The sequence below is a fragment of the Pseudomonas sp. 3296 genome, assembly GCF_031456615.1.
GTDB lineage: Bacteria > Pseudomonadota > Gammaproteobacteria > Pseudomonadales > Pseudomonadaceae > Aquipseudomonas > Aquipseudomonas mucoides.
On record NZ_JAVDUY010000004.1, the window covers coordinates 81,202 to 96,472 of the forward strand.

The window sequence follows — 15,271 nt, forward strand, 5'->3', positions numbered from 1 at the left end:
CCGTCCTTAGTTGTGTTGCCAAAATCCCTTTTTGCCTCGAAAGGCACCTGCAAATTCACACGTCCTGTGTAGCCGCTGCCGAAGGCTGCGTTCGGCAGCTGCTACAGGTCCATCATTGAGTCTTTGGGCCCTGGCCAAACGCTTCGTCTACCTTGGCAAGGTCCTGCTCGCTTAAGGTTCCGGCGTAGTAGTGCAACTTGGTCCAGGCCATCAAGTAGTCATAGCGTGCCTGCGCCAGATCGCGGCGGGTGGTAAATAGTTGTTGTTCTGCATTCAAAGCATCCAGGTTGACGCGTTCACCGCCCAGAATGCTTTGCTTGGTCGAGACCACCAGCGCTTCGGCAGACACCAGGGCTTTTTGATAGGCGCGCAATTTGTTCACGCCCGACAGGCAGGCGCTGAACTGTCGGCGCAGCTCGATCATGGTTTCGCGGGTCTTGCCGTCCAGTTCGTACTCGGCCTGTTCCATGGTGCGGCTGGCCTGACGGGTGGACGCCGACACCCCGCCACCGGCATACAGCGGCACGTTGACTTCGATGCCGATGGTGTTGGTGTCATAACGCTGGTTATAGGTGTTGCCGCTTTCCGATTCGTTCTGGCGCACCGAGGCGTAGGCACTGACTTTCGGCAGATGCCCGGCGCGGTTGCGTTCAACTTCGTAACGCGCGACGTCCACTGCATGGCGCTGAGAGGCCAGGTTCGGGTTATTGGCCACGGCCATTTCGTGCCAGGTGTCGTAATTGGCCGGTTGCAGGCTGAAGGTCTGGAAATTCTGGTCCAGCGGCGCCAGGTCGGCAATGTCGATCGTCGGTACGCCGATCAGCGCGCCCAGTTCACGCAAGGACGCGTCCTGCTCGTTGCGGGCCTCGATTTCCTCGGCGGTCGCCAGTTCGTAACGAGACTCGGACTCAAGTGTATCGGTGCGCGTGCCCTCGCCTTGTCGGAACATCTGCTCGTTCTGCTGGAACTGCTGCTCGAAGGCTTTCTTCTTCGCCAGGGCAATATCGATCTGATCCTGAGCGAACAGCGCCTTGGTGTAGTTCTCCAGCACCCGCACCAACAACTCCTGGCTCTTGCCGCGAAAGGCTTCATCGGCAAACAACGACTGTGCCACGCCTTTGCGGTACGCCGCGTAGGCTTCGTAATCGATCAGAGGCTGTTGCAGAGTCAAGGTCGAGCCGTAACTGCTGTAGTTGCGGTCATCGGTCTGGTTTTGCCCGCGGTCATTGAGGTAAGTGGCCTTGGATGAGTTACGTCCCTTGTTGTAGTTGTAACCCAGCTTCGGCAGCAAACCGCCACGGCCAATGAGGCGGTTTTCAAGGCCGGCATCGCGTTCCTTGAGCGCGCCGAGGAACACCGGATCATTGCGCAACGCTTGCTCGTAAATGTCGAACGGCCCCATGGCCATCACACTGTTGCACATCAGCAACGCCAGGGGCGCTGCGAGCAGGGAAAGCTTATTCATACAGCCGAACATCCTTATTCCTCGGTCAACGCGGAGCCTGCCCGGTCGAGCAGCGGTTTGAACAGATAGTTGAGGAGTGAACGTTCACCGGTACGCACGAACATTTCCGCCGGCATGCCGGGCTTGATCACCAGGCCGTTGAGCTTTTCCATCGCCTGATCGCTGACGCTGCTGCGCAGCACGTAGTACGGCGCGCCGGTTTTCTCGTCGACCATCTGGTCGGCGGAGATCAGGCTGACTTCACCGGGCACTCGCGGCGTGCGGCTCTGGTTGAACGCGGTGAACAGGATATCCACGGGCAAATGGGTGCCGACTTTGTCGATCAGGTTGATCGGCAGGTGCCCTTCGACTTCCAGCCGAGTGCCCTGCGGGACGATTTCCAGCAAGGTATCGCCTTGACGCACCACGGCGCCTTCGGTGTGCACCCCAAGGTTGACCGCGATACCATCAGCCGTAGCGACGATCTCGCTGTGTTGCAGGTTGAACCCGGCGGAGGTCAGTTGCTCCTTGAGGGTCACGCTCTTGAGTTGCGCGTCAGCCAGTTGGGTGCGGACTTCTTTCTGATATTCCTCGATGTGCTGTTGCAACTTGAGCTTCGCTTCGAGGATACCCTGCTCCACCCGACCGCTTTCGCCGGTGTTCTCGGCCAGTTGCTGCTGCACTTGCGACAGCTGACGCTGGTATTCCATCAAGCGGTTGCGCGGAATGTAGCCGTTGTCCGCCAAGGGCTGAAGGTTACTCAGTTGTTGTTGCAGTGAATTGGCCTGGGCCGTCAGGTCGGTGCGCGCACGACGCATGCCTGCCAATTGCGCGCTGGCGCCTTCCATGTTGGCGCGCAACGCCCCCTGCTCGCGGAAAAACGCCTCGCGGCGGCTGCTGAACAATTGCCGCTGGCCTTCGAGCACCAGCGCCAGTCGCGGGTCGACATCCTTGCTCAGCTCGGCCGGAAAATTCACTTGCTTGAGGTTATCCCGTTCACTTTCCCAGCGCGCAACGCTGGCCCAGGCCATGCGGTACTGCGCCTGCAGCGAATCGACGTCGGCCGCGACCTGGGTCTGGTCGAGCTGGAACAGCGGCTGCCCCAACTTCACCACTTGACCCTCGCGCACCAGAATCCGGCTGACCACGCCGGGGCTCATCGATTGCACGGCTTTGCGTTTGCCCGACACCACGACCGTGCCCTGCACCGGTATACCTTGATCGAGCGGCGCGAGGCTGGCCCAAGTGAAGAAGCTGCCAGCGCCGACGATGGCCAGTATCCAGCCCATGCGCGCGAAGAATCGCGCATCGCGCTCGGGCCGTTCGGCGATGTAATCGTGTTCCATCAGGGCTTCGCTTTCAGTGTTCACGCGTGCGCTGCTCATACACCCGAATTCCTTGTCGTGGGCTGATACTGTCGACTCATGCTGACCCCGCCCGGTGCCTGCGCGGCTTTTTCACGGTGTTGTTCCTGAGCGCCGGACAATGCCTTGAGCACGTCCTGGCTCGGGCCGAAGGCCTGCAAGCGCCCTTCGTTGAGCACCAGCAATTTGTCGGCCTGGGCCAAGGCAGAGGACCGATGGGTCACCAGAATCACGCTGGTGCCCCGGGTTTTCAGGTGTGCGATAGCGCTGGCCAACGCAGCTTCGCCCACGGTGTCGAGGTTGGAGTTGGGTTCGTCCAGCACCACCAGGCTCGGGTTGCCGTACAACGCACGGGCCAATGCCACGCGTTGTTTCTGGCCACCGGACAAGCCGCTGCCGTCTTCGCCGAGCAGCGTGTCGTAGCCTTGCGGCAAGCGCAGGATCAATTCATGAACGCCGGCCTGTTGCGCAGCCTCGACGACTTTCTGCGGATCCGTTTCGCGAAACCGGGCGATGTTTTCGGCAATGCTGCCGCTGAACAATTCGATGTCTTGTGGCAAGTAGCCGATGTAGGGCCCGAGGTCGTCGCGGTTCCAGCGATGAATGTCCGCTCCGTCGAGCCGAACCGTGCCGCCGAGGGTTGGCCAGACGCCGACCAGTACCCGGGCCAGTGTCGACTTGCCTGAGCCAGAAGCACCGAGCACGCCCATCACCTCCCCGGCACCGAGGTTGAAGTTGACCATGTGCAGTGTCGCCGCACGTTGCCCCGGAGGGCCGGCGCTGACCTGTTCGAAAGTGATCTGCCCTTTCGGTGCCGGCAGCGCCATGGCTTCGTCAGACGGTGGAAAGGCTTGCAGCAACGCATCCAGGCGACGGTAGGCCAGCTTCGCGCCACTCCACTGTTTCCAGACCGCAATCAACTGATCGATGGGACTCAGGACGCGGCCCATCAGGATCGAACCGGCGATCATCATCCCGGCAGTCATCTCGCCCTTGATCACCAGCAACGCACCCAGCCCCAGTACCAGGGATTGCAAGCACAGACGCAAGGTTTTGCTCAGGGAACTGATGACCGCGCCGGTGTCACTGGCCTGATTCTGCAAACTGAGAAAGCGCGAGTGCACTTGAAACCAGCGTTTGCGCAACACGCCGAGCATGCCCATCGCCTGGATGGTCTCGGCATTGTGCAAGTGGCTGGTGGCCAACTGGCTGGACTTCTGGGAAAAACCGGCGGCTTCGCCCAAAGGCTTTTTGGTCATCGTTTCGTTGAGGAAAGCGAGGCCGATCAGGACCACAGCACCCACCGTCGCGAAAACACCCAGCCAGACATTGAACAGGTAGATCACGAACAGATAGACCGGAAACCACGGCGCGTCGAAGAAGGCAAACAGCGCGGGGCCGGTGACGAATTGGCGGATGTGCGTCAGGTCCCCCAGGGATTGCCCGGCATTGCCCTCGCCCTTGAACAGGTTGCGCTCGAACGCGGCTTGATACACCCGCAGGTTGAAGCGTCGTTCCAGTTGGCTGCCGATGCGGATCACAATGAAGCTGCGCACGATCTCAAGCAGGCCGATGAAGGCAAAGAAGCCGACCACCATCAGCGACAACATGGCCAAGGTCGTTTCGTTCTGCGAAGACAACACACGGTCATAGACTTGCAGCATATAAATCGACGGGACCAGCATCAGTACGTTGATCAATGCGGTAAAACAACCGACGCTGATCAAGATGCTTTTATAGTCGCCCAGTGCCTTGAATAACGGAGCGGTGGCTGGGGCCTTCGCCATCTTCATTGATTTTTCCCGAGGTGAAATTCCCCGTCCTGATCTGACGAGGTTTAATTAACTGTGTGTGTGCGCGGTTCGAGACATTTTTTGTCGGTAATCGCTTACAAATTAACAACCCACTTCCATGCTCGATAAAGAGTTGGCGTATTGTTTTGCTACTTATAACTACAACAGCGGGCTCTCTATTTAAATTTGCACGGTCCGCCCACTAATTGCTCTTACGCGCAGCGCGCTCAAGCGTAATGATCAGACCGGACTTCAAATTGCCTTGATAAAGCCCATCATGCTGTCGGCTGAAAAAGAAAATTCTTGAGCCTTCCTTGCCGGTGATCGCAATCCCGTCCGGTTCTGTGAACCAGCCGATGGCCGACTCTTGCAGCCAGGCCCCAAGGCACTCGGCGCCCTCGGCCAGGGTCTGGTTGGGTTGAAGGTCAATCAGGCAAACGTTCGACGGTTTGTCCTGCACAGTGCGGGACTCGGACGCATCCTCTTTGGTCATCAAGGTGGCTCGCCAATGTCCGGCGAGTTCAGAGGGGTCGGCTAATTTCAGGCTGCTTGCCATGGCTACATCTCCAAGAAACATCATCAGCGTCGCCAATAGCCACGCGGTCATTCTGTAGGTAAAGGCGTCAGGGGCCATAGGTTCTGTCACTCCGGCGCGTAGCCTTACGCAGTGCGCGCATCGATGCAAGGACAGAGCGCGGCGCAACGTGCACCGCGCTCCTTTTCAGCCTTGAATCAGGCCACGATGTCCGAGAACGCCGCCTGGCCTACGGTGCTGACGAGGAAGTCCGCCACACCATGCCCTGAGAAGTCCACCGACAGCAGGCTGTTACCACCCGAGTTAGTCAGCACGGCATCACCGATCGCCCCCGTGAACGAACTTACGAAGTGCAGGCCCGCGCCCTTGGTAATACCGGTCAGGTCGATCTTGTCCAGGCCACTGACAAAGTCGAGGATCTGATCGGCAACACCTGGCTTGGAGTCACTGCTGGCGGCGAACACAAACGTGTCCGAACCGGCACCACCCCACAGTTTGTCCGCACCGCCGGCACCATAGAGGATGTCGTTGCCGGCACCGCCCTTCAGCTCGTTGGATACGCCATTACCGATCAACAGGTCGTTCCCTGAACCGCCGATTGCGTTCTCGATGATGGCGCCCTTGGCAATGGAGACATTGCCCACCAGGCCGCCAACGTCGGAGAACGAGGCCTCATTGAGGTTGATTTTCTGGTTTTGGGTGAAGCCGGAGAAATCCAGAGTGTCCTTGCCGCCCGCGTCCCACACCGAAAACACGACCTTGTCCGACGACGAAGATGCGCTCAGGAAGTCGCGACCGGCGTTGGAGTTGAAGCCGTAGGTAGTGTCGCCAGTACGAGTGGTCGTGTTGGCCCCGTAGAGTTTCTGAATGGCAGCAATGTCGTCCATCAGCGGGCCGGACGAATACGCTTCGACACCGCCCTTGCTGAAGTTCTGGTTGGTATTGCTTTCGCTCCAGTAGCTCATGACGCTGTAACCGCGGGTGTCTTGCCCGTAGGTGGCGTCGTTGTAAGTCGGCGCGCCTTCACCGGCGTTGTAGTCGCCAGGGTGGGCCAGGCCCAGGGTGTGACCGATTTCGTGGGTCAGGGTTTGACGACCATAGTTGTTCAGGTCCGGCGTCTTGTTCGGCGTATAGCTGCTGTTGGTCAGGTACCAGGAGGTCCCGTCGTAACCCGCGCCCGTGCCCGGCAGATAAGCAAATGCCGCAGCGCCGTCCTGGCCACCGCTGTAGTTGCCGAAGGTCATGTGACCGTCGCCGCCCGTGGCCTTCTCGGCGAAGGTGACGTTGGCGACATCGGCCCAGGATTGCATGGCGAGCACCGCCTGGGCTTTTTGCTGAGCACTGAACTGACTGAAACCGGTAATCCCGTGCTTGTTCATGGTGCTCGACGACGCCGAGGTCAGGAACGTATAGGTCAGTTCGATTTTGCCGCTGCCATCCTTGTCCTGGTAGGCAGCACCGTCGCGCAGCAATTGGGTCGCTGCCTGGTCAACGGAATAGGAGGGTTTGCCATTGACCGTGAGATTGCCGCCGCGGTCATACTGATGGCTGAAGCTGTCGATCTGGCTGAAAGCAGAACTCGGTGCTGCCAATGCATGCGAGGGGGCAAAGGCCAGTTCAGCAAGATCAATAGCGTTGTTTTTTACTTTCGACATAAACACACTTCCTTGTTTGGCTATGGAACAGTTTTTTCAGATAGCGACAATCTCTGGCGAGATCGTCCTATCACTCGCCCAATGCAGGCGAAAGAAAACTGACACAATTCGAAATCAAACGTCTACATTTTTTTTGACGTCAAATTGTGTTGTTCCAGCAAGTGCCCGTAAACAATGCCTGAGGTGTCGAATGTTTGTTTTGAGGTATGTGCGTTTGCGCAAATTGTCTGACGATTTGATATTTAAATATTAAATAGGGGTAAGTTTGTTTGTTGTCTAAGAGGTCTCACTTTTGTTGGACTTATTAATAGGAGTGCCAGCGGATTGATATCAGTTAAATGTGTGTTGAATTTGATTATTTACGACTGCTGCGCAGCCGAACGCAGCCTTCGGCAGCTGCTACAGGATTTTCGTACGCCGCAATCCTTGTAGCAGCTGCCGCAGCCTGCGTTCGGCTGCGAAGCAGTCGTCAAAAACTCACAACCAACACGCATCCCACAGCGGATAATATAGATCCGCCCGTGCTCGGAAAAACGACCGATACGCAGGTGACCCGCTTTCGAGTTGACTGGCATTCCATTGCCTCCTTTTCCATCGAGAGAGGCCTGGAATCTACAGTTTCGACAATCAGTCGGTGTGCCACCAATCACTACAAAATATGAACCCTCAACTCCCCGTCCGAATCTTGTTCCACACCCGCGTACGCACCCGGTCAATGTTCAATGGCATCGCCTCGAGCGCGAACAGTTTGCCCATCATCTCTGGGCTCGGATAAACCTTGGTGTCGTTTTTGATCGTCGGGTCGATCAGGCTGTCGGCCTGTTGGTTGCCGTTGGCGTAGTGCACGTAGTTGCTGACACTGGCCATGACGTCCGGGCGCAGCAGGTAGTTCATGAAGGCGTAGCCGGCCTTTTCGTCCGGTGCGTCGGCGGGCATGGCAACCATATCGAACCAGATGGCGGCGCCTTCCTTGGGAATCGAGTAGCCGATGTCGATACCATTGTTGGCTTCCTTGGCGCGGTTCTCGGCTTGCAGGATGTCACCGGAGAAGCCGACCGCCACGCAGATGTCGCCGTTAGCCAGGTCGCTGGTGTACTTGGATGAATGGAAATAGCTGATATACGGCCGGACTTTCAGCAGCAGCGCTTCGGCCTTTTTATAGTCTTCCGGATTTTTGCTGTGGTGCGGCAGCCCCAGGTAATTCAGGGCGGCAGGCAACAGTTCCGGGCCGTTGTCGAGGATGGCCACACCGCACTTCTGCAGCTTTTGCATGTTCTCGGGTTTGAAGATCAGGTCCCAGGAATCCACGGGGGCGTTGTCACCCAGTACGGCCTTTACCTTGGCGATGTTGTAGCCGATGCCGGTGCTGCCCCACAGGTACGGAAAGCCATGCTCGTTACCCGGATCGTTGGTCTGCAACGTCGTGAGCAACACCGGATTGAGGTTCTTCCAGTTCGGCAATTGAGCCTTGTCGAGCTTCTTCAGCGCGCCCCCTTCAATCTGTCGCGCCATGAAATGGTTGGACGGGAATACCACGTCGTATCCGGATTTACCGGTCATCAACTTGCCGTCGAGGGTTTCGTTGCTGTCGTAGACGTCATAGGTAAAGGCGATGCCGGTTTCTGTCTGGAAGTTCTTGGTGGTGTCCGGGGCGATGTAGTCCGACCAGTTGTAGATTTTGACCGTCTCGGCCGCGTGGCCGAGTGTCGCGACGAGTGCAAGGGGCGCCAGTGTCAGTGTCTTTCGGATCATGAGTCGATTCCTGTAAGGGCTTTTGTTATTGGCAGGCAATCAGAAGATCAAAAAATCAAAACGTAGGTCTTGCGCACGGTTTCCTGGATATCCCAGATGCCGAGACTGTTGGCCGGCAACATCAGTGCATCGCCGGCTTCTATGAAAAGGGTTTCGCCATTGTCCGGGGTGAAGGTGCAGCGCCCCTGGATGAAGTGACAGAATTCCTGGGCGACGATCTGCCGACGCCAGCGTCCGGGCGTGCATTCCCAGACACCCGTTTCGACGCCATCGTCGCGTTCGACGCTGGTGGTTGACGCCACGGCCACCGGTGTTCCCAGTGGCACGACAACCGGGTTGGACTCTTCGAGCTTCAGGGTGGCGGTATTCTTGAATTGCGTGATGCTCATGGGCGTACCTGTCGATGGATAAAGCGCTGTTCAGTGCATGAAGCCTTCCATGAACCCCGCAACCCCGCTGGCCAGTTTTCGGCGCCAGGGTGCGGTGGTCGGGTTGGCCAGGGTCTGGTCTTCGTGGACGAAGCTGCGAATGATCGCGTTGTAACCGAGCCAGCGGCAGGGTTCCGGCTCCCAGGCCTTGAGCGTGTCGAGCCCGCCCTGGGGCATGACCCAGGGCTGGTGGACCCGTTCGGTATCGCGTCCAAGAATCAGATCGGCGAGGGTTCTACCACCCAGGTTGCTGGCCCCGACACCCTCCCCGCCATAACCGCCGGACAAGGCGATGCCGCTGGCGTGATCACAGAGCATGTGCGGCTTGAAGCGCCGCGACATGCCCAGGTTGCCGCCCCAGGCGTGGGTAATCCGTACATTCTTGAGTTGCGGGAAGAGCTCGCCGAACAGATAGCGCCGTAGCTCCACTTCATTAGTGGTCAGGTCGAAGTCATGGCGCAGCTTGCCGGCAAACTGGTAGCCGCCCCGTGCCCCGAATACCAAACGGTTGTCGGCGGTGCGCTGGCCGTACGTCACCTGACGGCTACTTTCGCTGAAGGCCTGGCCGCGATCCAGGCCGATATCGTCCCAAGTCGCGGCGGACAGAGGCTCGGTGGCAACGATCAGGCTTTGCACCGGCAATTGATAGCGACCCAGCGGCGGTAACGTCGTCGCATAGCCTTCTACCGCCGGGACTATCCAGCGACTGCGAACCGAGGCCTTGGCCGTGCGCAGACTCCCCGACTGCCACTGCGTGACCGGGCTGTTTTCATAGATCTTGACCCCCATGTTCTCCACCGTGCGTGCCAAACCTCGCACCAACTTTGCCGGGTGAATGGTCGCGACGTGCGGTGCATAGATACCGCCATAAGGCTTCGCAACTCTGATCTGTTGCGCCAGTTGTTCGGGGCTGAGCCAGCGGTAGTCACTTTCGGTCAGGCCTTGGCGGTAGAGATCGTCCAGATAACGCCGAAGGCTGGTTTCTTGCTCGGGGTAGCGTGCGGCGCAGTAAAGCACCCCGCCTTTGCGATAATCGCAGGCGATACCTTCACGTTCGACAACAAGTTCTACTTCATCAGGGATGCTGTGCAGCAGGTCAAATGAAGCGCGGCGATGGTCGGGAGACAGGCCGGCCAGCAGCCGGTCTTCACCGAGGATATTGCCCATCAACCAGCCACCGTTACGCCCCGAGGCACCAAAACCGGCGGTTTGCGCTTCGACAATGGCAATGTTCAGGCCCGGTGCCTGGCGCTTGAGGTAATACGCGGTCCAGAGCCCGGTGTAACCGGCGCCGATGATGGCCACGTCGACATCCAGATCGTGTTCCAGCGCCGCACGCGCCGCTAACGGCTCGTCGAGTTGATCCATCCATAAACTGATAGTGCGCCACGCCGACATGCAGGACTCCGCCACTCAAACTTCGATGGCGTCGATCCTAGTGCGTGAACTCAGGGGCTGTCTTGCGCGCGGGCACGCAAGGAAATTTGTTTGGCATAGGCCTTGGGCGACAGGCCGGTGTGCTGACGGAAACACTTGTAAAACGCCGACAGCGAATTGAATCCCGCAGCAAACGCGAGTTCGTCAATACGCAGCGGTGGCGTCGCGGTGTCCAGCGTGCCAAGCAGATGGTGCAGGCGCGCCTGGTTCACGTAGCGATAGAAACTCTGGCCCAACACTTGATTCAACAGGTAGGAAATCTGATTGCGACTGTAGCCGCACTCCTTCGCCACCCGTTGCAGATCGAGCTCGGGGTCCAGATACGGCTGCTGGCGCTGGAAATACTGTTGCAAGTCGTCGGCCATGAAACTCAATTGGCGCGGGGACAGCCCGAGTCGACTGACCGCCGGACGCAGCGTTTTAGTCGTCGTGCTGGACGGCTGTTCGTGGACCAGCGTGGCGTATTCGTTGACCCGCCAGATCAACCCGTCGCGGACCGTGATTGCTTCGCTGGTGCGGAAGGACACCAGCCCCTCACCGCCACGCAACGTCATTCGGTACTGGATAAACGCGGTATTACCGTCCAGGCGAATCCGGTCCGAGTGCTCCAGCGCTTCGCCCGGATTGCGCGGCATGCTGACGCGCACGTACTCGCGCAGTTCGTCGAGCCCCATCACGCGGTTCTGGAAAAAATCGTGGTACTGGATGCCTGGGTGATAAAGCGCCATGACGCCGTCCAGATCGCGGTGCTTCCAGCCCAAGTGGTAGCGCATGACCGTCTCGCCCGTGGCCCGGGTGTGTTGCGGCCCATCATCATCGGCGTGCATAAAGGTCTCGACGGTAAAACGCCGAGCTTGCCGAAGTTCTCCACCGGGTTCAATCGCTGAAAATACCAGCCGGCAAGCCCCGTCGCCGAGCCAATGCGTGCCGGGACATGACCTCGATCATGAAAATCCCATTAACTGCCCAACGGCCCGAAAAAAATCACATGGTTTTCACATACCGATGCTACTTTTAAAGGCAGTCACCGGTTGAGCCATTGAAGGCTCTTCCCTCCTAACATGAGCTAAAGGAAGCGCTCGATGAAGAAGGCGGGCAACATATGAATAAAGGATCTTTCAGCAAAGTCACGTTTCCAAACGCCTGCCAGCTGATGCGCTGGCATTTTCATCCCATGGGATTTGAGGCGAGCATGGACGCACCGGGCAGCATGATCGCCCGGCTGTTTGATCGTGCCAGTGGCGAGACCATGATTGCCATTGCCGGTATCCCTTGCGCAACGGTCATGAATGCAGCCGATGTCGAGCGAATCATTGAAGCCGTCGAGGATGAACTTGAAGCATTCATTCCACCTGTGGCCCTCAGAAGCTATGCCTGAAGGCTGAACACTTAACAAAAAGCCCACGTCATGTGGGCTTTTTAGTGGGAGACGACTCAGGATCACGCCCGTTTCTGGCCGACCCGATGATCGGCGAAAAACGCTTTGCCGCTGCCGATCCGGTCTGATGCCTTGGGCATATTCGCCGCCGTGTCCTGCCCCTCGACATACCAGTAGCAATGACTGACGGCACGGGTGATGCCGACGTAAGCCAGTCGCAGGATTTCGTCCCTTTGCGCGCTGTCATAGGGCTCGCTGTCCCCGGACTTGCCGAGTCCCGCCATCCTGTACACCTGATTCTTGTACGGTGAGCTGGTCAGATGCTGGCAATCGCCGAGCAAGAACACCGCGTCGGCCTGCAAGCCTTTGGCACTGTGATACGTCAGTTGTTTTAGTCGGCGCGACTCATAAGGCAAGCTCGAATCCACATTAACTACAGGCTGAATATGCTGTTCAATCAATATCTTATCGCTGCTTTTTCGATAAAGCATCAAGATTGAATCACCCTTTCGGTAATGCTCCATCAAGCGCTGGGCCATGCCTTGATCGTCCCGGTCCAGGACGTTTACCGGCAATAGCGCTTTAGGCTCGCCGCTGGCTTTGGCTTTCTTGCCCGCGATGGCCGGTGCCGCGCGAACGATATGCTCGGCGGCGTCGATGATATGTTGATGGCTGCGATAGTTGTCGCTGAGCATGACTTTGGTGGTGCTGGGCGACCGGAACTCTTTGTTGAACTCCATGAAGTACGTCGGCGAACTGCCGCGCCAGCCATAAATGGACTGCCAGTCATCCCCCACACAAAGCAGAGATGAGCGTTGCGCACCGCGCCCAACGTGCATTGCCGGGCCTCGACTGCGGATCTCGTTCAGGCTGGCGCGAATCCAGGAGACGATTTGTGGCGATACGTCCTGAAATTCGTCGATCATCAGGTGTGACAGTGGCCGCAGCAGTTCATCGCTCAACAACTTCAGGTTTTCCGGTGAGTGCTCGCTGAACAAGGCAAACATCCGGTTGTAGGTCATTACCGGTGGCTTCTGATCGAGCAGATGATCTTCCAGCGCTCGCCAGAACAAACTCAAGGCCTCGAAGAAGAATCGGTCAGGGTCGTCCTTGGCGAAACTCATCTGGCCAACAGCGTTCGGAACATCCAGGCCGAGGTTTTCTATAAAACCGGCAGCCGCGACAAAACAGTCGAGTAACGGAGCCGAAGCCAGCTCACCTTTGACCTTGTAATCAAAGCCCGGACCTGCGCTTGCATCACTTGCCAGCGAGGCCAACACGCGCCTTGAAGACTCATAACTATCCAGCCATATCAATGGCTTACGACAGAAAGCTTGAAACAGCGTACGTTTTACTGCCCATTCTGCACGGACAGTCAACTTGGCATTCGGGCGGCAGACCTGCGGATTTTCCCGCCGATCAAACCCCAGTACGACCCACGCATCGAGGCTTGGGATGTAACCATGACAATGGAACGTCGCGCCGTTGATATCGAAGGATTGCCGCTTGGGTTCGATACCCTTGATTGGCCAGGCACCCGCGCGAAACCACAAGTCTTCAATGGCGTCGCACAGTTCTTCATCGCGCTTGGCCGCCAGTTCGGTCACGGCCACGCGTTTTTGCACGTCGGGATGGTCGCGTTCCAGCTCCTTGAGCTGTAAGGCATGGCGCGACAATGGCTTGATCAACTCGCGAAAGCGCTCATCACGGGTATGCAACTGGTGATAGCAGGCATTGAGCTGCTGTCGCTGAGCGTCATTGATTCGCAGGTCGAACGGATTGCTGTCGACGTCTTCGTCGGCGTTTTGCGTGCGGTTGCTGAGGTTTTCGAAGGCTTGCAGGCGCTCGAACCCCGGCAGGCTGCGAACCATCGGAAGAATGCGCGAATGGAAGGTGCGCACGAGATCACGCGCCTCTTTGAGACTCAGTGGCCGGCCCCACAGCGCAAACAGCTCGATCAGCTTATTAATGAAGTCTTTGCGCGATTCGCGGGTAAAGGTCACGACGGTCATCGAATCCAGTTCGAAGCCCAGATAGTGGGTCAGCAACAGGATACGCAGCACCAGCGTGGTCGACTTGCCGGCGCCCGCCCCGGCAATCACGGACGTCGACGGCGTGTCGCTGAAGATCATCTTCCACTGCGCAACGCTCGGCTGGGCATGGGCTGGCAGCAGCCGGACCACATCGGCCTTCATGCGCTTCTTCAACTCCGCACTTAATGGCAGGCGCCAGTCGTCAAACAGATTGTCATCGACATTGGGCGGCCGATGCTCGGTTGAGCGCGAATCGCGGATCAGCAGCACTTGCCGGCCTTGCTCCAGCCCTTCGTCCTTGCCTTCCTGGAAGCCGTAATCAAACCCCGCGCTGTGACCGCTGCGAAAACCGTCGGCTTGCCCGTGTAGCCAGGAAGCGCGGTGTTGCGCACGCAGTCGGGTCAAGCCATGACCGAAGAACCGGGCGGCCAGGCGCTTGAGCAACGGCATCTCGGCCAAGGGACGAAGTTCGGGCGGAAGATCGGGGGTGTGTGGCGGCACGCGGGCTGACTCCAGGGTGTGAGGCTGTTGCAGGCTATGGTGTCTGCATTTTCCGCCGAGTTCTAGTGAAATGCTTACAGGTCATTGGCTTAGGCGATGAAGTGAAGGCTGGATGAGAAACTTTCGAGGTTCTTTCATATCAGCCAATTCGATGGTGATGCAGCATTTTTTACGCTTTTTATCGATGAGTGCCTGATAGATGATGCTCGCCATCAACCCCCCTTTCAGGAGACGATCATGCTCGAACTCAGACCCTTCAACTCCCTGGGCGGTGCCCATCATGGCTGGTTGGATGCTCATCACCACTTTTCGTTCGCCGAGTACCATGACCCCAAGCGCATGAACTGGGGCAATTTGCGGGTCTGGAACGATGACGTGATTGCTTCCGGCACCGGGTTTCCAAAACACCCGCACCGTGACATGGAAATCATTACCTACGTCCGTGAAGGTGCGATTACTCACGAAGACAACCTGGGCAACAAGGGCCGCACCGAAGCCGGCGACGTTCAGGTCATGAGTGCCGGCACCGGCATCGCTCACAGCGAGTACAACCTGGAAGCGACACCCACCAAGATCTTCCAGATCTGGATCATCCCCAACGAATCCGGGCTTGCTCCGTCCTGGGGAGCCAAGCCATTCCCCAAAGGTGATCGTGAAGGCTTCGTGACGCTGGCCAGCGGCAAGTCCGGCGATGATCAGAGCCTGCGCATCCGTGCTGATGCGCGGCTGGTGGCAGCGAACCTGAAGGCTGGGGAATCGGCCGAGTATCATCTGGACAATGGGCGGCGCGCTTACCTGGTTCCGGCCACGGGTGTGATTGAAGTCAATGGCTTACGTGCGCAAGCTCGAGACGGGGTTGCGGTGGCCGATGAGCAGGTGTTGCGAGTGACGGCGATTGAGGACAGCGAAATTGTCCTGGTAGATCTCGCGTGATTCAGTAAACGCCGGGTA

Annotated in this window: 12 protein-coding genes; 2 read left to right on the forward strand and 10 right to left on the reverse strand. The window is 58.1% G+C overall.

All coding sequences use genetic code 11. The annotated features are described in order from the left end of the window. Positions 1–112: 112 nt before the first annotated feature. The 9 genes from J2X66_RS11730 to J2X66_RS11770 all read right to left on the reverse strand — a co-directional run bounded on the left by J2X66_RS11730 (position 113) and on the right by J2X66_RS11770 (position 11,235). A complete protein-coding gene (locus J2X66_RS11730; protein WP_310264318.1) occupies positions 113–1,477 on the reverse strand; it encodes a TolC family outer membrane protein in 1,365 nt (454 codons plus the stop codon). Positions 1,478–1,479: 2 nt separating this feature from the next. Beyond that, entirely contained in the window at positions 1,480–2,829 is a 1,350-nt protein-coding gene (locus tag J2X66_RS11735; protein WP_310264320.1) for an HlyD family type I secretion periplasmic adaptor subunit, read from the reverse strand. Next, entirely contained in the window at positions 2,826–4,601 is a 1,776-nt protein-coding gene (locus J2X66_RS11740) for a type I secretion system permease/ATPase (RefSeq protein WP_310264322.1), read from the reverse strand. The genes J2X66_RS11735 and J2X66_RS11740 overlap by 4 nt, the downstream gene beginning before the upstream one ends. A 202-nt stretch (positions 4,602–4,803) precedes the next feature. Beyond that, entirely contained in the window at positions 4,804–5,235 is a 432-nt protein-coding gene (locus tag J2X66_RS11745; protein ID WP_310264323.1) for an AprI/Inh family metalloprotease inhibitor, read from the reverse strand. 98 nt (positions 5,236–5,333) lie between these two features. Next, the gene (locus tag J2X66_RS11750) at positions 5,334–6,791 is read right to left on the reverse strand and encodes a serralysin family metalloprotease (protein WP_310264325.1); all 1,458 of its coding nucleotides are present in this window, start codon (positions 6,789–6,791) and stop codon (positions 5,334–5,336) included. 666 nt (positions 6,792–7,457) lie between these two features. Beyond that, positions 7,458–8,543 (reverse strand): polyamine ABC transporter substrate-binding protein, encoded by a 1,086-nt coding sequence (locus tag J2X66_RS11755; protein ID WP_310264327.1) that lies wholly within the window; start codon positions 8,541–8,543, stop codon positions 7,458–7,460. A 47-nt stretch (positions 8,544–8,590) separates the two neighbouring features. After that, positions 8,591–8,932 (reverse strand): cupin domain-containing protein, encoded by a 342-nt coding sequence (locus tag J2X66_RS11760; protein ID WP_310264329.1) that lies wholly within the window; start codon positions 8,930–8,932, stop codon positions 8,591–8,593. Between the two features lie 30 nt (positions 8,933–8,962). After that, entirely contained in the window at positions 8,963–10,369 is a 1,407-nt protein-coding gene (locus tag J2X66_RS11765; protein ID WP_310264332.1) for an FAD-dependent oxidoreductase, read from the reverse strand. A gap of 50 nt (positions 10,370–10,419) precedes the next feature. Then, positions 10,420–11,235, reverse strand: coding sequence for a nuclear transport factor 2 family protein (locus tag J2X66_RS11770; RefSeq protein WP_310264335.1), 816 nt, complete (start codon positions 11,233–11,235; stop codon positions 10,420–10,422). Positions 11,236–11,510: 275 nt separating this feature from the next. Between J2X66_RS11770 and J2X66_RS11775 the strand changes: the two genes are divergently transcribed. Further along, a complete protein-coding gene (locus tag J2X66_RS11775) occupies positions 11,511–11,786 on the forward strand; it encodes a DUF1652 domain-containing protein (RefSeq protein WP_027923219.1) in 276 nt (91 codons plus the stop codon). A gap of 62 nt (positions 11,787–11,848) precedes the next feature. On the opposite strand, the gene J2X66_RS11780 is transcribed toward J2X66_RS11775, so the two are convergent. Continuing rightward, positions 11,849–14,320, reverse strand: coding sequence for a UvrD-helicase domain-containing protein (locus J2X66_RS11780; RefSeq protein WP_310264339.1), 2,472 nt, complete (start codon positions 14,318–14,320; stop codon positions 11,849–11,851). Positions 14,321–14,557: 237 nt separating this feature from the next. On the opposite strand from J2X66_RS11780, the gene J2X66_RS11785 reads away from it, so the two are divergent. Further along, positions 14,558–15,253: a pirin family protein gene (locus J2X66_RS11785; RefSeq protein ID WP_027923221.1), complete on the forward strand. Its 696-nt coding sequence runs from the start codon at positions 14,558–14,560 to the stop codon at positions 15,251–15,253. The last annotated feature ends 18 nt before the right edge of the window (positions 15,254–15,271 follow it).